This is a genomic window from Geobacillus sp. 47C-IIb, from assembly GCF_014679705.1.
In the GTDB taxonomy this organism is placed as follows: Bacteria; Bacillota; Bacilli; order Bacillales; family Anoxybacillaceae; genus Geobacillus; species Geobacillus thermodenitrificans.
The window spans coordinates 1,115,846-1,136,577 of sequence record NZ_CP061473.1 but is presented as its reverse complement, the minus strand read 5'-3'; the positions used below and the strand labels follow the sequence as shown (position 1 = coordinate 1,136,577).

The following is a 20,732-nucleotide window of genomic DNA, read 5'->3' as shown; positions in this document are numbered from 1 at the left end:
TCGTTAACATGGTATCATAAAAACATTGAAAAACATATATTTTTGCCTTCTCCGCCGTATTCATTCATTTCGGAGTAGCTTGAGTGCAAGGGGGCATTCGTGCATGGAAATCGTATGGATCGTTCTGCTCCTCGGCGCAGGAGTAATCATATACAATCATATGTATCGGAAGAAGATGTACCGGGAAATCGACCGGCTTGAGGCATGGAAAATCGAACTGATGAACCGGCCGGTGCCGGATGAGTTAGCGAAAGTGAAACAGCTGAACATGACCGGGGAAACGGAGCAGCTGTTTGAACGGTGGCGCCAACAATGGGATGAGATCGTAGCCGTGAAGCTGCCGAATGTCGAAGAACAGCTGTTTGATACCGAGACGTTTCTGGACAAATACCGGTACCGGCAGGCACGCAAGTTGATTGGGCAAATTGAGGATGGGTTGCGTCGCCTTGAGGAAGAGGTGCATCAAATCATTGATGAAGTTAACGAGCTGATCGGAAGCGAAGAGCAAAGCCGGACGGAAATCGAAGAGCTGCGCGCTGTCCATCGGGAGGCGAAGAAAACGCTGCTTGCTTATCGGTATACGTTTGGGGCGGCTGCCGATTTGCTTGACGTCCGCCTAACCGAGGCCGAAAAGCAGTTTGAGTCGTTTGCCAAATTGACGGAAGCCGGCAACTATTTGGCAGCGCGCGGTGTCGTCCAGGAGCTGAAGCAGGAGCTTGACAGCCTGGCGACGATGATGGAAGAGATTCCGGCGCTGCTTAGCGAGTGCCAAACCTCTCTTCCCGCCCAGTTGGCCGAGCTTGCTGACGGCTATCGGGAAATGGAGCAAAGCGGGTACATACTCGACCATTTGCACATCGAACGCACATTGGCAGAAAAACAGGAGAAAATCGGACAATGCTTAGCGATGATTGGCGAGCTGCGCATCGAAGAAGCGAAGCAAACCGTCGCTGAGCTGAAAGAAGAAATTGATACGCTATACGACTTGCTGGAAAAAGAAGTGCTCGCTAATCAATACGTGCAAACGGAAATGCCGCGCATTGGCGGCATGCTTACGGAGTTGGCTGCCGAGGCAAAAGAAACGAGCGCTGAAGCGATGTTTGTTCAACAAAGCTACCATCTGCCGCCAAGCGACCTTGAAAAATATCGAAGCATTGAAAAACAGATGCATCAGTTGCAGAAGCGGTTTTTGCTGATCGAAGACCGCGTCGCTGAGGCGAAAACTGCCTATTCTTTGCTCAGAGAGGAGCTGGAACAGCTCGTCGGGCAAATTGACATGATGAAAGAAGAGCATGAACAGTTTCGGTTGATGCTGCAGGCGCTGCGCAAAGACGAATTAATTGCCCGTGAAAAGCTCGACGACATGAGAAAAAAATTGTCCGAATCGCTTCGCCTCGTGCAAAAAAGCCGACTGCCGGGGCTGCCTGAGCCGTATGCGCTTGAGCTGACGGAAGCGAAAAACAGCTTGCAAAATGTGGCCGCCCGCCTCGAAGAAAAGCCGCTCGACATGCCGGCGGTCGACCGGGCGCTCGAAGAAGCGAAAGTTTCGGTTGAACGTCTTTATGAGCGAACAGTCGAAATGATTGAACAGGCGTCCTTGGCTGAACGGGCGATTCAATATGGCAACCGCTACCGCCGCCGTTATCCGGCGGTTCACAAAGGGCTTGAGGAGGCCGAGTTTTTGTTCCGTCATTACGATTACGAAGAGGCGCTCCGGCAGGCGGTGGCCACGATTGAAAGTGTCGAGCCAGGCGCGTTTGACCGCGTGCAGAAGCTTTGGCAGGCGGACAACGAGGACGAACAATGATCAAAACCCGATAATTATCGGTGAAAACCGATATTTATCGGGTTTTTGGTGAATACTGTAAGTACGTGTGTGTTTTCAGCTCGGTTTTATGTTATTATACTATGTATGTACATTTGCCGATCATGAGCGGAGGATGGAAACAATGATTTACCTTGATAACAGTGCGACGACCAAACCGTTTCCAGAAGTGATCGATTCGTTTGTCAAGGTCGCGACGGACTATTTTGCCAATCCGTCTTCGCTTCATGAACTGGGCATGAAGGCGGAGCGGCTGCTCGCGCAGGCGCGCGAACAAATCGCTGCCATGCTGCGGGTCAAAGCGAACGAGGTCGTGTTCACGTCCGGTGGAACGGAAGCCAACAATTTCGCCATTAAAGGAGTGGCTTGGCAATATCGGCGGCGCGGCCGGCATATTATTACGACGGAGATCGAGCATCCGTCCGTTGCTGAGCCGTGCCGTCAGCTTGAGGAGCTCGGCTTTGAGGTGACGTATTTGCCGGTCGACCGCAACGGGAGAGTGTCGGCGGAGCAAGTCGAGCGCGCGCTGCGCGATGATACGATTCTTGTTTCAATCATGCACGTCAATAACGAAGTCGGCACGGTGCAACCGATTGAGGAAATCGGTGCGCTTCTTGCCCGCTACCCGAAGACGCTGTTTCATGTCGACCGGGTGCAAGGCATCAGCAAAGTGCCGCTTGATTTGAAAAAGGCCGGCGTCGATTTAAGCACGATATCGGCTCATAAGTTTCACGGATTGCGCGGTGCCGGAGTGCTTTACGTCCGCGAAGGTGTCCGCTTGACGTCGTTGATTGCCGGCGGCGGGCAGGAAATGCGGCTCCGGTCCGGAACGGAAAATGTGGCCGCCATTGTCGCGATGGCGAAAGCGCTGCGCCTCGCTATGGAGAGATACGAGCGGGAGATCGACCGGCTCAAGGCGTTAAAAGACGAGTGGCGAACCGCTCTTTCCGCCATTCCGGAGATTGAGATCAACACGCCGCGCGACGGTGCTGCGCCTCATATTATTAACTTTTCCTTAAAGCGCGGCATGAAGCCGGAAGTGTTCGTCCACGAACTGGCGAAAAGCGGCATTTACGTCTCGACAACATCGGCTTGTTCGTCGAAGAAAAAGGCGCCGAGCAAAACGCTGGTGGCGATGGGGCTTGGGGAAGACCGTGCTGAGCGCGGCATCCGCGTCAGCTTATCGTTTGACAACACAAGCGAAGAAATCGCGCCGGCAGTGGCTGCCATGAAACAAGCGATCAAAACGTTAAGCGAGGTAACGGGATAACATGGAAATGAAGTATGACCGCATTTTAATCCGTTATGGGGAAATGACGACAAAAGGAAAAAACCGCAATATTTTTGTTCGACGGCTAAAAAACAACATCGCCCGCAAACTGCAGGCGTTTCCTCGGATCAAAATTGAATATATGCGTGACCGAATGTACATTTTATTAAACGGTGAGCCGCATGAACCGATTATCGACAAGCTGAAAACGGTGTTTGGCATCCACTCGTTCAGCTTGGCGATGAAGTGCGAAAACGATTTAGCGGCTATTAAAGAGACGGCGCTCGCTGCTGTCCGGCAGCTTCCATACAAAGGAAAAACGTTTAAAGTGAGCGCCCGCCGCGTCGATAAACAGTTTCCGTACCGAAGTGATGAGCTTAATCATGAAGTTGGGGCACATATTTTGCGGCAGACGGAAGACTTAACGGTCAATGTGCGCCAACCGGATATTGATGTGCGCATCGAAGTACGCCAAGACGGAACCTATGTTACGTGCCATGACATTTTCGGCGCTGGCGGCTTGCCGGTGGGGACGAGCGGCAAGGCGATGCTCATGCTCTCAGGCGGCATCGACAGCCCGGTCGCCGGGTATTTGGCGATGAAGCGCGGTCTCGAAATCGAAGCCGTTCACTTTTTCAGTCCGCCGTTTACAAGCGAGCGGGCAAAGCAAAAAGTGATCGATTTGGTGCGGAAACTGACCGCGTACGGTGGAAAAATCAAGTTGCATATCGTACCGTTTACCGAAGTGCAGCAAGCCATTTATCAAGGGGTTCCAAACGAATATTCGCTGATTTCCACTCGGAGGGCAATGCTAAAAATTACAGACGCCTTGCGCCGCCGCCAGCGGGGGTTGGCGATCGTCACCGGTGAAAGCCTCGGCCAAGTTGCGAGCCAAACGCTTGAAAGCATGTACGTGATTAACGAAGTGACCAACACACCGGTTTTGCGCCCGCTCATTTCGATGGATAAAATGGAAATCATCGAGATTGCTAAGCAAATCGACACCCATGATATTTCCATTCTTCCATATGAAGACTGTTGCACCATTTTTACGCCGCGGGCGCCAAAAACAAAGCCGAAAAAAGAGAAAGTGCTTCAGCACGAGAGCCAGCTTGATCTCGCTCCGCTTCTTGAAAAAGCGATCAATGAGACGGAAACCATCGTGATTGATGAAGAAGCTGGACAGGCTGACGAGTTCACTGCGCTGTTTTAAATCTCAAAATTTACCAAACATGTTGTTGCATATTGCTGTCTGTTTTCACACATTCTATACGTACAAAGGAGGTGAAAACAGATGGCACGCAACAACAACAGCAATCAATTGCTTGTTCCGGGCGCACAACAAGCGCTTGAGCAAATGAAATATGAAATCGCCCAAGAATTCGGCGTCAACTTAGGCGCTGACACGACATCGCGCGCTAACGGTTCGGTCGGCGGCGAGATTACGAAACGTCTTGTCGCTATGGCGCAACAACAATTGGGCGGTGCACGTCAATTCTAATTTTATAATGATGGCTTACGCGGCGGGGAGCTCCCCGCCGTTTGTTATGACAAAAGTATTCAAAATATAATAATTATTTTGTATAATAAAAGGTGTCGGAGACGGCAAAATGAACAGAAGAGGGGGAGAGGAACGATGAAGCGGGAAAAACTGATCGCTCCTGAGCGCTACAATTTAACGTCCGAAATGGAACGGCATGCGGCAGCACATCCGGAGCGAATTGCTTTAAAATGGGAGAATGAGCGCGGCGAAACGAAAGAGATTACATACGGTCGCCTCATGGCGCGCGCTAACCAAATTGGAAACGCTTTCTTATCGCGCAGGCTGGAAAAAGGGGATAAAGTGCTTGTCATGGTTCCGCGGCTGATTGAAGCGTATGAAGTATATTTAGGGGCGCTCAAAGCCGGGCTTGTCGTCATCCCAAGCTCGGAGATGCTGCGGACCAAAGACTTGGAATACCGATTGTCCCATGGAGAAGTGAAGGCAATCGTTGCCTATGAACCGTATCTCGACGAATTCGCTCCGATCGATGGCGTGGACAAGCTGTTGAAATTTTCGATCGGTGAACACGAGCATGACGGTTGGGTTCGGTTGGACGCGGCGATGGCGGCGGAAAGCGAAACACTCGCAACGGCCGACACATCGCGCGACGATATGGCGTTTTTATCTTACACATCTGGAACGACCGGCAATCCGAAAGGGGTCGTCCATTGCCACGGCTGGGCGTACGCCCATTTGCGCACGGCGGCGAAAAACTGGCTGTGCATTGAAGAGACGGATCTCGTTTGGGCGACCGCTGGACCGGGGTGGCAAAAATGGATTTGGAGCCCATTTTTATCGGTGCTCGGTTCGGGAGCGACCGGGTTTGTCTATTACGGCCGCTTTGAGCCGGAAAAATATTTGCAGCTGTTAGAAAAATATCAAGTCAACGTGCTTTGCTGCACACCGACCGAGTACCGTCTGATGGCGAAAGTGCCGGATATCGGCCGCTACGACTTATCGCATTTGCACAGCGCCGTCTCGGCTGGTGAGCCGCTCAACCGTGAAGTGATCGACACGTTTGCCAAACATTTTGGCATCCAAGTGCGCGACGGTTATGGACAGACGGAAAATACATTGCTTGTCGGTGTCATGAAGGGGATGGACATCAAACCGGGATCGATGGGGAAACCGACGCCGGGCAACCGTGTCGAAATTATCGACGAAAACGGCGAACCGTGCCCAGTCGGCGTTGTGGGAGATATCGCTGTTCATGTAGAAACGCCAGCCTTATTTAAATATTACTATAAAGATCCGGAACGGACGGCGATGCAGTTCCGCGGTGACTATTACATTACCGGCGATAAGGCGAGAAAAGACGAAGACGGTTATTTCTGGTTTGAAGGCCGCGGCGATGATATCATCATCAGCTCCGGTTATACGATCGGCCCGTTTGAAGTGGAAGATGCGCTCGTCAAGCATCCGGCGGTAAAAGAATGCGCGGTTGTCGCCAGCCCGGATGAAGTGCGCGGTCATGTCGTCAAAGCGTTCGTCGTGCTCCGTGATGGAGTCGATCCAAACGATCCATCGCTCATTCCGGCGCTGCAGGAACATGTCAAACAATTGACCGCTCCATACAAATATCCGCGCAAAATTGAGTTCGTCGATGACTTGCCGAAAACCGTGTCGGGAAAAATCCGCCGCGTCGAGCTTCGCGAGCGGGAAGCGCGCCTTGCAGGCCGCTCTTCTTAAACACCGTGAGAAGGCGTGTGAAACACGAGCTTAACGAAAAGACGTCAGAACTGCCTGTCTTCCTAAAGGATGAAGGGGAAGCAGGGCGTCTTGAAGCCATCCGCCAAATGAAAGAGAGGGTGTCCCGAAAGCAACGGGGACACCCTCTCTATTTGCACCGAACACTTCCACAGATCTGATCTTGGAGACCTTTCCCGCGGTTTATAAAAAGACGCGCTTCACTTTATCCCAGAACGAATTGTCTTTCAGCCGTACGGTTTTGATGACCCGATCGCTCAGGCGGATGTCGATTTGTTCGATATGTTGGATGCTAAGCGCCTCGTTGTCGAGGCCGATGATCGGAAAATGGCTCGTTTCTTCCGACATTTTCAGCGTCAGTTTCCGCTCGCCGCTTAAAATGAACGGCGAACCGAGCGTCCGGTAGCGGTTACTGTTGAGCGAAGCGAGCTCGCTCACTTGGAAACACGGCAAGAGCGGATCAACCACTGCTCCGTGCACCGACTTATTGTAGCCGGTGCTGCCGGTTGGGGTTGAGACAATAATGCCATCGCCGCGGAAGGTTTCAAAATGCAAGTCGTCAATAAAGACATCGATGGCCATCGTTTTAATGATTTGCGAACGAATGGAACATTCGTTTAGGCAGAAAAAGGAGGCGGTGCCATCGATCGTCACTTCGATGATTGGGTAACGTCGTACTTCTAATTTCCAGTTTCTCGCCGCTTCAACGATATGATCGATATGATCAATTTGGAAATCACAATAAAATCCGCGTGTCGGTAACGTTGACACACCGACGTATAAACGGTCGGGGTGGAACCCGGTTTGCCGGACCGCCTGCAAAAAAGCTCCATCATCGCCGATGCTGACGATAATATTCGCTTCTTGAGCGTCGTCGACCACGACAAACGGCCCGCGTTCCGCCCGTTCAATGAGCGGCTTTACCCGTTCGACCAACTCGTCATCCCGCTTATAAAAAAAATAAAGGCGATTACGTTCCATGTCCATCTTTGCGCCCTCCTATTGGCATCATGCTTAAACCGATGTACAATGAATATTGTACCACGTTTTCCATGATTATAAAAATATGGACAGTCCATGCAAAGGGGGAAGAAAATGAATCGAAAACGGTGGACGGCGTTGGCGATTGCTGCCGCGTTATTTATTATTTCTGTGCTTGTTAATGCCGTTGGTATCTTGCTGTCTGATAAGTCCGAAACATGGTCGAAAAATTGGTTGTCGCTTATGGAAGATTCATTTAGCGAGGAAGTGATCGAAGACGGCGATCCGTTGAAAAAAATCGTTGTCTTGGAGGTGAACGGTGTCATTGAAGATACGGGCGAAGCGGAAACGTTCTTTTCCTCGTCGTTTTATAATCATCAAGCGTTTTTGAAAATGATTAAACAGGTGAAAGAAGATGACAGCGTCAAGGCGATCGTATTGCGCATCAACTCGCCGGGCGGCGGAGTCGTTGAAAGCGCGGAAGTTCATAACCAGCTGTTGAAATTGAAAAAAGAGACGAAGAAGCCTATTTATGTGTCGATGGGAGCGATGGCAGCCTCCGGTGGCTATTACATCGCCACAGCGGGTGATAAACTTTTTGCCAGCCCGGAGACGATCACGGGTTCGATCGGCGTCATTATGCAGAGCATCAATTACGAAGGGTTGGCGAAAAAATACGGCGTCGAACTCGTCACGATCAAAAGCGGCCCATACAAAGACATCATGAATCCAGCGCGCAAAATGACGGATGCGGAGCAGGAGATTTTGCAACGGCTGATCAACCAATCGTATGAGGGGTTTGTCGATGTCATTGTTGAAGGAAGAAAGTTGTCGGAAGAAGCGGTGCGCAAACTGGCTGATGGCCGCATTTACGACGGCCGCCAAGCGAAAGCGCTCCAGTTGATTGATGAGTTTGGCTATTTGGATGATACCATTGCAGCACTGAAAAAAGAACATCGGCTTTCCGGTGCTCAAGTCGTGAAATATGTCAGTGATACTCCGTGGAGTTCATTGTTTGGCGTGATATCGAACAATGCTAAGCCAGAAACGGAAGCGTCCGAGCTCATTCGCTTGTTGTCGCGTCCGTCATCGCCACGGCTTATGTATTTATTTAGTGAGTAAAGGAAGTGGGAAGATGACTGATACGCAAGCCATGGCGCCGTCTGCAGCCGAAAGCCTGCCGGTGGAAACAGCCCCCCGCTACGGCGGGTTTTGGCTTCGCTTTTGGGCATATTTGCTTGACATCATCGTCGTTTCAAGCATCAACCGGCTGATCGTTTGGCCGCTGTTTCGCTTGTTCGACTGGCCGTTAGAGAGAGATCATTTGTTTGCGCCGGCTGCGGTGGTGGCGGCGATCATTTTTTACGCTTATTTTGTCTTAATGACGAAAACGTTCGGACAGACGCTTGGCAAAATGGTGTTCGGCTTAAAAGTCGTCGATGAGCGGGGCGTGCCGCTTACATGGCTGACGGTGCTGTTCCGCGAAGTGGTTGGCAAGTTTATTTCGAAAAAACTGTTGTTCATCGGTTTTTTGTTTGTCGCTTTTTCGGAAAAGAAAAAAGGGATGCATGATCAGTTTGCCGATACGATCGTCATTCGCGATTGACGGTCTTTGGTTTGTATCGGCTGATCATCAATGATATCGACCTGCCGCTCCGGCAGGTTTATTTTTTTTCCATATGGTGACAATGATATGGTGAAAGGAAGTGCGGACATTGAGAGGAATAATCATAGCTGTCGTGGTGGTTGCTCTTTTTCTCCTTCTTGTCGCATGGATGAAAGTCGCGGTGACGGTTGTCTTCCGCCATGCTAAAGACGATGATGAGTATAAAATTGTTGTGCGCACGCTATTTGGTCTCATTCGTTACACGATTCGCATTCCGCTCATCAAGCTCGAAACCGAATCGGAGTCGCCCGGTGTGACGTTTGTCCATAAAGAAGGTGTTGGGGGGACGCGAACGAAAAAGGAGAAGAAAAGCAAATGGACACCGAGAGACATTGCTCATTTCTTTCGTCAAGTCAAGCAATTTCTCAAGCAAGTCGTCGACTTGCATGAAATTATGAAACAGTTTTACCGTCATGTAACGATTACCAAATGGGAATGGAGAACAACGATCGGCACCGGCGATGCAGCGTCAACCGGATTGATCGCCGGGCTTGGTTGGTCGTTGAAATACACCATCATTGGTGTGGTGAGCCGCTACACGAAGATGAAAACGGTACCAGTGATTATGATCGTTCCTTCGTATGACCGAGCGGTTTCGGAAACAGCGTTTTTATGTATGTTTCAGTTTCGAATCGGGCATGCTATGTTAGCAGGATTGCGAGTGGTCAAACATTGGAACGGACGACGCTTGCCGAAACGAAAGCCGCTTGCGGCCAAACAGGCAAATGAAGGCTATTAGGAGGAATGAGCATGACGAACCATCCAATCCAAGGGTTAATGACAACAGCGATGGAAAACTTAAAACAAATGATTGACGTCAATACGATTATCGGCGATCCGGTCGAAACGCCTGATGGCAGCGTTATTTTAACCGTGTCGAAAGTCGGGTTTGGGTTTGCTGCCGGCGGCAGCGAGTTTATGCTCGACGGCCAGCAAAACGGCCAAGGAGCTCAAGCTGGCGCAAACGGGCAAAGCGGGCAAAACGGACAAGCCCAAGGGAGCGGGCATCCGTTTGGCGGCGGCAGCGGCGGTGGTGTCTCCATTACCCCGATTGCGTTTCTTGTCGTCAATTCGTCAGGGGTCAAACTTCTCCATTTGGATGAAAGCACGCACTTATACGAGAAACTACTTGATGTCGCCCCGCAGGCGTTTGAGAAAATTCAAGCGATGTTGAAGAAAAACAAGAAAGACGAGGCATCCTCTGCTTCGGCAAATGACTTTGACATTTAGCTGGGCGCTGGACACGTTTTTGTCCGGCGCTTTTTCTAAGTTGTGGAAACCGAAAACAACAGTCTCTGTTGTTTCATCAGATGCTACAAACTATTTTTTGAATGTTCATTCAAATTAACTTTCTAGCGAAGGCAAAACGATTGCAAAAATCTTTTCCGTGTTCTAATATGGAAATAGTACATATTTTTTCTTAAGGGGAGAGAAATGATGGCTAATGTGACGTTTAAAGGAAATCCGGTCACGCTCGTCGGAAACGAAGTGAACGTCGGTGACAAGGCGCCGGATTTTACGGTGCTTGACCAAAACTTGCAAGAAGTAACGCTCGCCGATACGAAAGGACACGTCCGCTTAATCAGCGTCGTTCCGTCGCTTGACACTGGGGTTTGTGATGCGCAGACGCGCCGATTTAACGAAGAAGCGGCGAAGCTTGACAATGTGAAAGTGTTAACCATCAGCGTCGATTTGCCGTTTGCACAAAAACGGTGGTGCGGCGCTGCCGGCATTGACAACGTCCAAGTATTGTCCGACCATCGCGACGTTTCGTTCGGACAAGCGTACGGCGTCTTGATCAAAGAACTGCGCTTGCTCGCCCGCGCGGTGTTTGTCATCGACAGCAATGATACGGTGACGTACGTAGAATACGTGCCGGAAGTGACGAACCATCCGAACTACGAAGCCGCGATTGAAGCAGCAAAAGCAGCGAAATAATGGAAAAAGGCCCCGATCCGTTCGGGGTCTTTTCTTTCCTGCCGACGCTTTTCTTGCCGCACAGGGGGAATCCGGCGTACAATAGCAAAAGGAAATGGCCAGAAAGGTGGGATATACGGAATGATGACGCCAGTTGAGCGGCTGTTCACTGTATTGGATGAAACAGCTCATATTTTGCAGGAAGAATTGCAATGCACGTATTTAGAAGCGGTCGCCGAAACAGGAGAAAATTTGTTTCACGGCGACGTGTTGCAAGACGAAGTGAGTGAATTAAATGCTAAACGGTTGAAAAAACAATATCGCGAACTCATGCTCGACCGGTTTCAAAATGAGGAAATCCGCAAGGCGTTCCAGCTCGCCGTCTTAAAAGGGATGCGCCAACATATCCAGCCGCACCACCAAATGACCCCGGATGCGGTCAGTTTATTTTTGGCGTATTTAGTCCGTCGGTTTACACGCCCGCATTTGGCGCTTACCATCCTTGACCCGGCCGTTGGCACGGCGAATTTATTGACGGCGGTGCTCAACGGTCTTAGTGGCAAACAGGTGAAAAGTTATGGCGTCGATGTGGACGACTTGCTCGTCAAACTCGCGTATGTCAACGCGAACTTGCAAAAACACTCGCTGCAGCTGTTTAACCAAGACAGCTTACGCCCTCTTTTTGTCGAACCGGCCGACGTCATCGTCTGTGATTTGCCGGTCGGCTATTACCCGGATGATGACAATGCGTCTCGTTTTGCTCTAAAAGCGGAAGAAGGGCAGTCATACGCGCACCATTTGTTGATTGAACAAAGCTTGCGGTACACAAAAGACGGCGGTTATTTGTTTTTCCTTATTCCTAATACGTTATTTTCGAGCCCGCAAGCAGAACAGCTGAACCAGTTTCTAAAAGAGACGGCCATCGTCCAAGGCGTGCTGCAGTTGCCGTTGTCGATGTTTAAACATGAACAAGCAGCGAAAAGTGTATTTATTTTGCAAAAGAAAGGACCGATGGCCAAGCCGCCAAAAAACGTGCTGCTTGCCGAGCTGCCGCGCTTTTCGAACAAGACGGCGATGCAGGCAATGATGGAAAAAATCGAGGCGTGGATCGCCAACGAGAAGGGAAGTTGACGGCCTCCAAAAAGGGAGGCCGTTTTCATTTTTCGCAACATAAAAACTTTTTGTTGCAACCGATTACTGAAGGGGGAAGCGCTTGAAAGAAAAACAAGGGGGGCATACAATGAAAAAGGCATAGTGAAATAGCGCCCAAGCGCGCACACTAAAGATAGGTGCGATCGGATTTCGTAAAAAGGAGCTGTTTGGATATATGGCGAAAGTGTTAGCCATTAACGCAGGTAGTTCATCGTTGAAATTCCAATTGTTTGAGATGCCGGCGGAAACGGTGTTGACGAAAGGGGTCGTCGAGCGCATCGGTTTTGACGACGCGATTTTCACCATTGTTGTGAACGGGGAAAAACAACAGGAAGTGATCGCCATCCCGAACCATGCCGTGGCGGTGAAAATGCTGTTGGATAAATTGATTCGCTACGGCATTATTCGGTCGTTTGAGGAAATCGACGGCATTGGCCATCGTGTCGTTCACGGCGGGGAGAAGTTCAGCGACTCCGTGTTAATTACCGATGAAGTCATGAAACAAATCGAGGAAGTTTCCGAGCTCGCCCCGCTCCATAATCCAGCCAACCTCGTTGGCATTCGGGCGTTCCAGGAAGTGTTGCCGAATGTGCCGGCGGTGGCCGTGTTTGATACGGCGTTCCACCAAACGATGCCAGAACAGTCATTTTTGTATAGCTTGCCGTATGAGTATTATACGAAATTCGGTATTCGAAAATATGGATTCCACGGCACGTCGCATAAATACGTCACCCATCGTGCCGCCGAATTGCTCGGCCGGCCGATCGAACAGCTGCGCCTCATCTCGTGCCATTTAGGAAACGGCGCGAGCATCGCGGCGGTGGAAGCAGGAAAATCGATTGACACGTCGATGGGCTTCACTCCATTAGCGGGCGTAGCGATGGGAACGCGTTCTGGTAACATCGACCCGGCGCTTATCCCGTATATTATGGAGAAAACGGGAATGACGGCGGATGAAGTGATTGAAGTGCTGAACAAACGAAGCGGCATGCTCGGCTTATCTGGCCTTTCAAGCGACTTGCGCGACCTCGAAAAAGCGGCATCGGAAGGGAATGAACGGGCAGAGCTGGCGCTTGAAGTGTTTGCTAGCCGAATTCATAAATATATCGGTTCGTATGCTGCGCGCATGTGCGGTGTCGACGCCATCATTTTCACCGCCGGCATCGGCGAAAACAGTGATGTCGTGCGCGCGAAAGTGTTGCGCGGTCTCGAATTCATGGGGGTTTACTGGGATCCGGCATTAAACAAAGTGCGCGGCAAAGAAGCGTTCATCAGCTACCCGCACTCGCCGGTGAAAGTGCTCGTCATCCCGACGAACGAAGAGGTTATGATTGCCCGTGATGTGATGCGGTTGGCGCATTTGTAATAGAGCCGGATAGCGCAAAATAAAATGAAGCGGCTCTCTCCTAGCTTCTAGGAGGGAGCCGCTTTTTCGTTGGTCGAAGCGTTTGGCAGGATACCTGCTGTTTTTTGCTATACTTATGGATGAAGACGATAAGCGAAGGAGAGACGAACGATGAGCACGATCGAACATAAGCAAGAAGCCCCGAAAACCGTCCGCTGCAAAGTCGTGACGATCAGCGATACGAGAACGGAAGAAACCGACCGGAGCGGCCGGCTGATGATCGAGTTGCTGACCGAGGCGGGGCATGACGTTGTTGGCTATGACATTGTGAAAGATGAGGAAGCCGCCATTCGCGAGGCGGTGCTCGACGGCTGCCGTCGCACTGATGTCGACGCAGTGCTCACAAACGGCGGCACTGGCATCGCCAAGCGCGACGTGACGATCGAAACGGTGAGTGCGCTGCTCGAGAAGGAGATCGTCGGCTTTGGCGAATTGTTCCGCTTTTTAAGTTATACGGAAGACATTGGCTCGGCGGCGATGCTGTCGCGCGCCATCGCCGGTGTGGCGATGGATACCGCCATCTTTTGCACTCCTGGCTCAACCGGAGCGGTGCGCCTTGCGATGACGAAGCTCATCTTGCCGGAACTTGGACATGTCATGAGGGAGATTCGAAAAGACCGGTAAAGGAAAACGTGTCCGTTCGGTAAGAACGGACACGAAGTTTAATCACACGTTTTTCTGTTTTTCCCTTTCTTGATTGCGAAGGATAAACCGCTGGATTTTTCCGCTCGGCGTTTTCGGAAGTTCGGTGACAAATTCGACTTCGCGCGGGTATTCGTGCTTCGATAAGCGTGTTTTGACGAACAATGACAGCTCTTCGGCCAGCTCGTCCGATGGAGCATAGCCCTCTTTCAGCACGACAAACGCTTTGACGATTTCCCCTTTAATAGGATCCGGTTTGCCGACGGCGGCTGCTTCGACGACGGCTGGATGCTCAAGGAGGCAGCTTTCAATTTCGAACGGTCCGATGCGGTAGCCGGCGCTTGAGATGATATCGTCAGCCCGCCCTTGGAACCAAAAATACCCGTCTTCGTCTTTGTTCGCCAAGTCACCGGTCAAAAACCACCGGCCGACAAGCCGTTCGGCTGTCTTTTCAGGATCTTTCCAATATCCTTTAAAGACGTTCGGAATGGAATCGATGTTAAAGGCAATTTGCCCAACTTCGCCGTCAGCGACCGGGGTTCCATCTTCACCGAGCAAGGCGATGTCAAAGCCCGGAAGCGGGCACCCCATCGAGCCCGGGCGGATGTCCATCGCAGCAGCGTTGAGATTTCCAATCAGCATCAACGTTTCCGATAAGCCATAATGGTCGTGGATCGTGACACCTAAGTGCTCTTGGAAAAAGCGAATGACTTCCGGATTGAGCGGCTCGCCGGCTGAGCTCATCGCGCGCACTTTCAGGTGATAGCGGCCGATGACATCGGCACCGGCTGCGGCCATCGCCCGGTAGGCGGTCGGAGCGTACGCAAAGTTCGTGACGCCGTATTTTTCCATCAGTGAATAGCATGTTTCTGGTTTAAACGGTCCCTCATAAAAGACGATCGGCACCCCAAACGCCATCGGGGCAAAGGTGCAGAAAATCAACCCGTACGCCCAACCTGGGTCGGCCCCACCGAAAAAGACATCATCATCCCGCAAATCGATGGCATAGCGCATGTATGGATAAATATTGATCAGCACGTTATGCGGCCACATGGTGCCTTTTGGCATTCCAGTCGATCCGGACGTATATTGGATGGCAAGCAGATCATCGGCCGTCGTTTCTTCGAGCGAGTGCTCGGTCGATTCTTTCGAAAGCGTTTTCCAAAATGGGGAATCTTGGCTATCTTCGCGCTCATCATCGACGACAAAAATGTGTTCGAGAGTCGGCATTTTTTCCTTTGCCGGTAGTTTGGCGCGTTGTTCCTTGTTCGTCAAAATCACTTTCGCCTCGGCATGGTTGATGCGATATTCGATCGCCTGTGGGCCAAACGCGGTAAAGAGCGGCACGTACACGGCGCCGACTTTCCAAGCTGCCAAAATATAAACGACAAGCGCAGGGTTTTTCGGCATGAGCGCGCAGACGCGATCCCCTTTTTTCACTCCTAGTTTGCGGAACACATTCGCCATTTGGTTGGACCAATCGCGTAATTGTCGATACGTGATCGTTTTCTGCTCTCCTAAAGCGTTTTCATAAAAGAGCGCAATGCGATTCGGATCATTGGCATAGCGGTCGCATACTTCATGGGCGACGTTGAATCGGCTGTGGGGATCTCCATCATAATGAGCAAATACGTGATCCCAGGAAAACGATTGGATGAGTGAGACTGGTGATACGTTGTTAACCATCTTGATCCCTCCGTTGTTTGAAAAAGACTTAAATTAATAATAATAGAAAAATGTATAAAATTCAATATATTATTGTTAGATAACACCGATAGTAATAAGAGAATCTGTTTAGGAACAATTTGTGTTAGGGTGCTGAACTTGGCAGAACCAATGAGGGTGGTATTCATTTCTTGGCTGGTGTCCCTAGTGGCTCGTTCCTTTTTTGCATAAGCAACATTTCGAGCGATGATGCTGGAAGCTCCTCCTTTTGCTTCCTCTTGGATTTCGAGGATAAAAAAATTCTCCGATTTTTATCGGAGGATGCGAAAAGAAAACGGCGTTCTTACCGATTTGGTAGTGATGAATGGATCAGTCAGGACGTTGGAAGGGAAGTCATCAAGGAAATGATGAGGGATTTGAGCAAGCGATTGTAGCAATCACCGACAATAAGAAAGAATACGTCATCGTTAACGGAGCTAGTATTGCAGGTAGGGAATTAGAAAATGGTGAAGTGAAAGGGAGCGATCAAAACAAATGAAATGGTAGACGAGCAATGATAACCGAATTTTCACACAAAACCGGGCAATGATATAGTAAAATTAGAGAGACGGGGGATGGGGAAATGAGCTTTTTTTGGGTGGGATTTCTATTTTGGTTATTCATCGGAGCCTCAATTTTCCTTCTCATTTGGGGAGGGCTGAGAAAAAGGGCGATTCATTTGGTAAGTAGTGCCTTATTATTTTTACCGATTGCGTATTATTTCAGCGGAGCGGAGAATGCGTTCAAGTGCCTGATGTTTTATCCTATGTTCCCATTGTTGCTTGCTATATTTTTTATACATAAAAGCTCTTGATCCACTAATATGATTGCTATGGAAGGCTGATGAAAATCGCTGTTTCTTGGCGTCATTGATGCTGGAGAACTTCAAATAGTAGAAAGGACTTTGATAGGCTCTTGGCGAGTGGGATAAAAACGCTGAAGAGGAGTTCCCTAATTTGAGCACTCCTCCTCGTCTTTCAGGCATGACTAAAATTTTATTTGTACCAACGTATTCTCTGTCAGCGCAGCGAAATCCGCTACATCTGTTCACTTCTCTTTCCGTTACGCTTGTCTGCTGTCTTTAAAAGAACACCAAACGGTCTTGGCACTCATTCGTGAGGGCATGTCACCGTTTTTCACCTTGTTTTTCTTCTGTGAGTGATGAAACGGATGGCACGGTGCGATACCAAATCCACAAATCGTTGATAATCGAGGCGAGTTCGGCGATGTCAGCATTGAGCTGGCACGAGCGCGCAAAATCGGCTTCGTGGCTAAGCGCATCTTGTTTTTCATTGATTTGCCGCTCCAGCGTCGCGATGCGGTCAGGGATGGAGCCACGGATGGCTTCCCACTCGAGCAAAATCGCTTCCTGTTCTTCGGCGCTGTAGTCTTCCCAACGTTTGTCCAACTGCGGCACGCGGATGCCGAGCCGTTTGTCATCGATAAATTGGCGGTTCATCTTATCCCCTCCCTGTTTCTATTATACGAAAACATACGACAGCTCGGAGTCGAATTTTTATGCTTTTATTTGAATAAGTATTGAAAAATCATTGGAAAGCTGATAAAGTGATAGTGTATTAGATTGAATATTTATTTATGTTTAAGTATATTTATGTGAAAAAGAAAGGGGAACAACCATGGCAAATCCAAAATTGGTGCTGGCGTATTCCGGCGGTTTAGATACATCGGTGGCGATTAAGTGGTTGCAGGAGCGCGGGTATGATGTGATCGCGTGCTGCTTGGACCTTGGAGAAGGGAAAGACCTCGATTTTGTGAAAGAAAAAGCGCTCAAAGTCGGAGCAATCAAATCGTACGTCATCGACGTCAAAGACGAGTTTGCGAACGAGTACGCGCTCATCGCCTTGCAAGCAAACGCGCTGTATGAAGGAAAATATCCGCTCGTCTCGGCGCTGTCCCGCCCGCTCATTGCGAAAAAATTGGTGGAAATCGCCGAGCTTGAAGGCGCGGTGGCAGTGGCTCACGGCTGCACGGGGAAAGGGAACGACCAAGTGCGCTTTGAAGTGTCAATCAAAGCATTGAATCCGGATTTGGACGTGATCGCGCCCGTCCGTGAATGGAGCTGGTCGCGTGAGGAAGAAATCGAATACGCGAAAAAACACGGCATTCCGATCCCGGTTGACCTTGATAGCCCGTTTTCGATCGACCAAAACTTATGGGGACGCAGCAACGAATGCGGCATTTTGGAAGATCCGTGGGCTGCACCACCGGAAGAGGCGTACGAGCTGACAGCTTCGCTTGAGAATGCGCCGGACGTGCCGGATGTTATCGAGATCGGCTTTGAGCAAGGCGTACCGGTGACGCTAAACGGGAAAGCGTACCCGCTTGCACAGATGATTTTGGAGCTGAACGCCATCGCCGGCAAGCATGGTGTCGGCCGCATCGACCATGTCGAGAATCGCCTTGTTGGCATTAAGTCGCGTGAAGTGTACGAATGCCCAGGCGCCATGACATTGATCAAAGCGCATAAAGAGTTGGAAGACTTGACGCTTGTGCGGGAAGTTGCCCATTTCAAGCCGCTCATCGAGCAAAAAATCGCCGAAGTCATTTACAACGGCCTCTGGTTCTCGCCGCTCAAAGATGCGTTGGTCGCGTTTTTGAAAGAGACGCAGAAAAACGTGACCGGCGTTGTGCGTGTGAAGCTGTTTAAAGGCCATGCGATCGTCGAAGGGCGCAAATCGCCATTCTCGCTCTATGATGAAAAATTGGCAACGTATACTTCAGAAGACGAATTTGATCATCAAGCAGCCGTTGGCTTCATTTCGCTGTACGGCTTGCCGACGAAAGTCAACAGCATTGTGAATAAGCAAAACAAATCATCGGTGTCGACGGGTCAATAAAACATCGGGAAAAGGAAGGAGGAAGTCGCATTCCTCTGCGGCGTGATGTGTGAAAAAGCTTTGGGGTGGACGATTTACAAAAACAGCGGAAGAATGGGTCGATGAGTTTGGCGCATCGATCCCGTTCGACCAAGAGCTCGTTGAAGAAGATATTGAAGGCAGCCTCGCTCATGTGACGATGCTCGGCGAGTGCGGTATTTTGCCGGCCGAGGACGTCGAAAAAATAAAAGACGGGCTTCTGCGCTTGCTCGAAAAAGCGAAGCGGGGAGAGCTGGAGTTTTCGGTCGCGTATGAAGACATTCACTTAAACATCGAAAAAATGTTGATCGATGACATCGGCTCAGTCGGCGGCAAGTTGCATACCGGACGGAGCCGGAACGACCAAGTGGCGACCGATATGCATCTATACTTGCGCAAGCGCGTCAAAGAGATTCTCAGCTTGATCCGCGGGCTGCAGCGGGCGCTTGTGTCTCAAGCCGAGAAGCATGTCGAAACGATCATGCCGGGGTATACGCATTTGCAGCGGGCGCAGCCGATTTCGTTCGCCCATCATCTGCTTGCGTATGTGTGGATGTTAGAACGTGACTATGAGCGCTTTTCCGAGTCGCTGAAACGGATCAACCGCTCGCCGCTTGGCGCCGGGGCGCTCGCCGGCACGACGTTCCCGATCAACCGGCAGCGGACGGCGGAGCTCCTTGGTTTTGAAGGCATTTACGAAAACAGCTTAGATGCTGTAAGCGATCGCGATTTTATCATCGAATTTCTAAGCAACAGCTCGATGCTCATGATGCACTTATCGCGGCTGGCGGAGGAGCTCATCCTTTGGTCAAGCCAAGAGTTTCAGTTCGTTGAGCTTGATGACGCGTTTGCGACCGGCAGCAGCATCATGCCGCAAAAGAAAAACCCGGACATGGCCGAGCTTATCCGCGGCAAAACCGGGCGGGTCTACGGGCACCTAATGGCCTTGTTGACGGTGATGAAAGGGCTGCCGCTTGCCTACAACAAAGATATGCAAGAAGATAAAGAAGGCATGTTCGATACGGTGAAGACGGTCATCGGTTCGTTGAAAATTTTCACCGGCATGATCGAGACGATGAATGTGCGCGTGGATGCGATGGAGAAGGCGACAAAACAAGACTTTTCGAACGCTACGGAGCTCGCCGATTATCTGGCGGCCAAAGGCATGCCGTTCCGCGAAGCGCATGAGGTCGTCGGCAAGCTCGTCTTGCATTGCATCGAACAAGGCGTTTTTTTGGCCGATTTGCCGCTTGAGGTGTATAAGGAAGCGTCGCCGCTGTTTGAAAAAGACATTTATGACGCGTTGAATTCGCGTACGGCGGTCAATCGCCGCAACAGCGCCGGCGGAACCGGTTTTGCGGAAGTGCGCGCGACGCTCGCCAAAGTGAAAGAGAGACTAGGCACCCTGTAACATGACGGGGTGCTCTTTTTTTGGACAGGGCCGGAACATGTGCGGTTTCTTTCTCTCTCTATGTGCATGAGTTTTGTTCGTACCACTATTCTTTTGGTGTCCGAACGACCAACACATCGCATTTTGCATAGCGGACGATGTTTTCCGATACGCTGCCGATTAAGAACCGCTCGACTGCGTTCAGACCCGTCGCCCCGCAAATGATTAAGTCGGCTTTGTATTTGGGAGCGACGTCCTTGGCGATTTTCACTTTCGGCGAGCCAAACTCAATGTCGGTCTCCACGTCGTTGAGTCCTGCGGCGATGACCGCATTTTTATAACGTTCGAGCAGGTCGTTGGCGTACTGCTCCGACCGTTCGGCAAGAGAATAATCATGCGCCTCGACAGTCGTAAAGCCGCGCAAATCGATAATATGGGATAAAATGAGCTTCGCTTTGTTTCGTTTCGCAATTTCGATCGCTTTTTTCAACGCCCATTCTGCTTCTTTCGAGCCGTCAACAGCAACGACAATCGTTTTGTATGTTGTCGTCACGTTCTCCACTCCCCTTGGATATAAATGTTACTTCTATATGTAGTATACCCTCCTCGTTCTAGCGGGAAACTAGACCATATATTTCGATTTTGTGAACAAGG

20 protein-coding genes are annotated in these 20,732 nt (G+C 50.4%); 16 read left to right on the top strand and 4 right to left on the bottom strand.

Features of this window, described 5'->3' with window-relative positions; translation table 11 throughout:
* Positions 1-103: 103 nt before the first annotated feature.
* From ezrA to mbcS, 5 genes are all read left to right on the top strand, one after another.
* Positions 104-1,807, top strand: a complete 1,704-nt coding sequence (ezrA, locus tag IC804_RS05735; protein ID WP_008880897.1) for a septation ring formation regulator EzrA — start codon at positions 104-106, stop codon at positions 1,805-1,807.
* A 142-nt stretch (positions 1,808-1,949) separates the two neighbouring features.
* A complete protein-coding gene (locus tag IC804_RS05730) occupies positions 1,950-3,095 on the top strand; it encodes a cysteine desulfurase family protein (protein WP_008880896.1) in 1,146 nt (381 codons plus the stop codon).
* A gap of 7 nt (positions 3,096-3,102) precedes the next feature.
* Positions 3,103-4,308, top strand: coding sequence for a tRNA uracil 4-sulfurtransferase ThiI (gene thiI / locus IC804_RS05725; protein WP_011887981.1), 1,206 nt, complete (start codon positions 3,103-3,105; stop codon positions 4,306-4,308).
* Between the two features lie 81 nt (positions 4,309-4,389).
* Positions 4,390-4,596 (top strand): alpha/beta-type small acid-soluble spore protein, encoded by a 207-nt coding sequence (locus IC804_RS05720; protein WP_008880894.1) that lies wholly within the window; start codon positions 4,390-4,392, stop codon positions 4,594-4,596.
* A 135-nt stretch (positions 4,597-4,731) separates the two neighbouring features.
* Positions 4,732-6,327 carry an acyl-CoA synthetase MbcS gene (gene mbcS / locus IC804_RS05715; protein WP_081157355.1) on the top strand — a complete coding sequence of 532 codons (1,596 nt, stop codon included), beginning with the start codon at positions 4,732-4,734 and terminating at the stop codon, positions 6,325-6,327.
* A 201-nt stretch (positions 6,328-6,528) separates the two neighbouring features.
* Here the strand turns inward: mbcS and IC804_RS05710 are convergent, their stop codons facing one another.
* Positions 6,529-7,332 (bottom strand): NAD kinase, encoded by an 804-nt coding sequence (locus tag IC804_RS05710; protein WP_008880892.1) that lies wholly within the window; start codon positions 7,330-7,332, stop codon positions 6,529-6,531.
* Between the two features lie 108 nt (positions 7,333-7,440).
* On the opposite strand from IC804_RS05710, the gene sppA reads away from it, so the two are divergent.
* The 8 genes from sppA to IC804_RS05670 all read left to right on the top strand — a co-directional run bounded on the left by sppA (position 7,441) and on the right by IC804_RS05670 (position 14,090).
* Positions 7,441-8,448, top strand: coding sequence for a signal peptide peptidase SppA (gene sppA, locus IC804_RS05705; protein WP_008880891.1), 1,008 nt, complete (start codon positions 7,441-7,443; stop codon positions 8,446-8,448).
* Positions 8,449-8,479: 31 nt separating this feature from the next.
* The gene (locus tag IC804_RS05700) at positions 8,480-8,932 is read left to right on the top strand and encodes an RDD family protein (protein WP_223812938.1); all 453 of its coding nucleotides are present in this window, start codon (positions 8,480-8,482) and stop codon (positions 8,930-8,932) included.
* A gap of 169 nt (positions 8,933-9,101) precedes the next feature.
* Positions 9,102-9,731 carry a DUF2953 domain-containing protein gene (locus IC804_RS05695; protein ID WP_087960381.1) on the top strand — a complete coding sequence of 210 codons (630 nt, stop codon included), beginning with the start codon at positions 9,102-9,104 and terminating at the stop codon, positions 9,729-9,731.
* Between the two features lie 11 nt (positions 9,732-9,742).
* Positions 9,743-10,222: a GerW family sporulation protein gene (gene ytfJ, locus IC804_RS05690; RefSeq protein WP_029760604.1), complete on the top strand. Its 480-nt coding sequence runs from the start codon at positions 9,743-9,745 to the stop codon at positions 10,220-10,222.
* Between the two features lie 207 nt (positions 10,223-10,429).
* Positions 10,430-10,930, top strand: coding sequence for a thiol peroxidase (gene tpx, locus IC804_RS05685; RefSeq protein ID WP_008880887.1), 501 nt, complete (start codon positions 10,430-10,432; stop codon positions 10,928-10,930).
* 120 nt (positions 10,931-11,050) lie between these two features.
* A complete protein-coding gene (locus IC804_RS05680; protein WP_008880886.1) occupies positions 11,051-12,040 on the top strand; it encodes a class I SAM-dependent methyltransferase in 990 nt (329 codons plus the stop codon).
* Positions 12,041-12,236: 196 nt separating this feature from the next.
* A complete protein-coding gene (locus IC804_RS05675; protein ID WP_081157354.1) occupies positions 12,237-13,427 on the top strand; it encodes an acetate kinase in 1,191 nt (396 codons plus the stop codon).
* Between the two features lie 150 nt (positions 13,428-13,577).
* Positions 13,578-14,090, top strand: a complete 513-nt coding sequence (locus IC804_RS05670) for a MogA/MoaB family molybdenum cofactor biosynthesis protein (RefSeq protein WP_008880884.1) — start codon at positions 13,578-13,580, stop codon at positions 14,088-14,090.
* Positions 14,091-14,132: 42 nt separating this feature from the next.
* Here IC804_RS05670 and IC804_RS05665 read toward each other — a convergent pair whose 3' ends face one another.
* Positions 14,133-15,794: an acetate--CoA ligase gene (locus IC804_RS05665; protein ID WP_011887971.1), complete on the bottom strand. Its 1,662-nt coding sequence runs from the start codon at positions 15,792-15,794 to the stop codon at positions 14,133-14,135.
* Between the two features lie 343 nt (positions 15,795-16,137).
* On the opposite strand from IC804_RS05665, the gene IC804_RS05660 reads away from it, so the two are divergent.
* Positions 16,138-16,311: a hypothetical protein gene (locus IC804_RS05660; RefSeq protein WP_155121011.1), complete on the top strand. Its 174-nt coding sequence runs from the start codon at positions 16,138-16,140 to the stop codon at positions 16,309-16,311.
* Between the two features lie 627 nt (positions 16,312-16,938).
* Here the strand turns inward: IC804_RS05660 and IC804_RS05655 are convergent.
* Entirely contained in the window at positions 16,939-17,271 is a 333-nt protein-coding gene (locus tag IC804_RS05655; RefSeq protein WP_008880881.1) for a hypothetical protein, read from the bottom strand.
* Positions 17,272-17,449: 178 nt separating this feature from the next.
* Between IC804_RS05655 and IC804_RS05650 the strand changes: the two genes are divergently transcribed.
* On the top strand, positions 17,450-18,670 hold the full coding sequence (locus tag IC804_RS05650; RefSeq protein WP_008880880.1) for an argininosuccinate synthase: 1,221 nt from the start codon (positions 17,450-17,452) through the stop codon (positions 18,668-18,670).
* A 49-nt stretch (positions 18,671-18,719) separates the two neighbouring features.
* A complete protein-coding gene (gene argH, locus IC804_RS05645) occupies positions 18,720-20,099 on the top strand; it encodes an argininosuccinate lyase (protein ID WP_029760606.1) in 1,380 nt (459 codons plus the stop codon).
* Positions 20,100-20,184: 85 nt separating this feature from the next.
* Here argH and IC804_RS05640 read toward each other — a convergent pair whose 3' ends face one another.
* Complete coding sequence (locus tag IC804_RS05640) at positions 20,185-20,631, bottom strand: universal stress protein (RefSeq protein ID WP_029760607.1); 447 nt, start codon at positions 20,629-20,631, stop codon at positions 20,185-20,187.
* Positions 20,632-20,732 lie beyond the last annotated feature (101 nt).

Coding starts and splice junctions, on each gene's coding strand:
- ezrA (WP_008880897.1), top strand. CDS start 104: ATGGAAATCGTATGGATCGTTCTGCTCCTCGGCGCAGGAGTAATCATA.
- IC804_RS05730 (WP_008880896.1), top strand. CDS start 1,950: ATGATTTACCTTGATAACAGTGCGACGACCAAACCGTTTCCAGAAGTG.
- thiI (WP_011887981.1), top strand. CDS start 3,103: ATGAAGTATGACCGCATTTTAATCCGTTATGGGGAAATGACGACAAAA.
- IC804_RS05720 (WP_008880894.1), top strand. CDS start 4,390: ATGGCACGCAACAACAACAGCAATCAATTGCTTGTTCCGGGCGCACAA.
- mbcS (WP_081157355.1), top strand. CDS start 4,732: ATGAAGCGGGAAAAACTGATCGCTCCTGAGCGCTACAATTTAACGTCC.
- IC804_RS05710 (WP_008880892.1), bottom strand. CDS start 7,332: ATGGACATGGAACGTAATCGCCTTTATTTTTTTTATAAGCGGGATGAC.
- sppA (WP_008880891.1), top strand. CDS start 7,441: ATGAATCGAAAACGGTGGACGGCGTTGGCGATTGCTGCCGCGTTATTT.
- IC804_RS05700 (WP_223812938.1), top strand. CDS start 8,480: ATGGCGCCGTCTGCAGCCGAAAGCCTGCCGGTGGAAACAGCCCCCCGC.
- IC804_RS05695 (WP_087960381.1), top strand. CDS start 9,102: ATGAAAGTCGCGGTGACGGTTGTCTTCCGCCATGCTAAAGACGATGAT.
- ytfJ (WP_029760604.1), top strand. CDS start 9,743: ATGACGAACCATCCAATCCAAGGGTTAATGACAACAGCGATGGAAAAC.
- tpx (WP_008880887.1), top strand. CDS start 10,430: ATGGCTAATGTGACGTTTAAAGGAAATCCGGTCACGCTCGTCGGAAAC.
- IC804_RS05680 (WP_008880886.1), top strand. CDS start 11,051: ATGATGACGCCAGTTGAGCGGCTGTTCACTGTATTGGATGAAACAGCT.
- IC804_RS05675 (WP_081157354.1), top strand. CDS start 12,237: ATGGCGAAAGTGTTAGCCATTAACGCAGGTAGTTCATCGTTGAAATTC.
- IC804_RS05670 (WP_008880884.1), top strand. CDS start 13,578: ATGAGCACGATCGAACATAAGCAAGAAGCCCCGAAAACCGTCCGCTGC.
- IC804_RS05665 (WP_011887971.1), bottom strand. CDS start 15,794: ATGGTTAACAACGTATCACCAGTCTCACTCATCCAATCGTTTTCCTGG.
- IC804_RS05660 (WP_155121011.1), top strand. CDS start 16,138: ATGGATCAGTCAGGACGTTGGAAGGGAAGTCATCAAGGAAATGATGAG.
- IC804_RS05655 (WP_008880881.1), bottom strand. CDS start 17,271: ATGAACCGCCAATTTATCGATGACAAACGGCTCGGCATCCGCGTGCCG.
- IC804_RS05650 (WP_008880880.1), top strand. CDS start 17,450: ATGGCAAATCCAAAATTGGTGCTGGCGTATTCCGGCGGTTTAGATACA.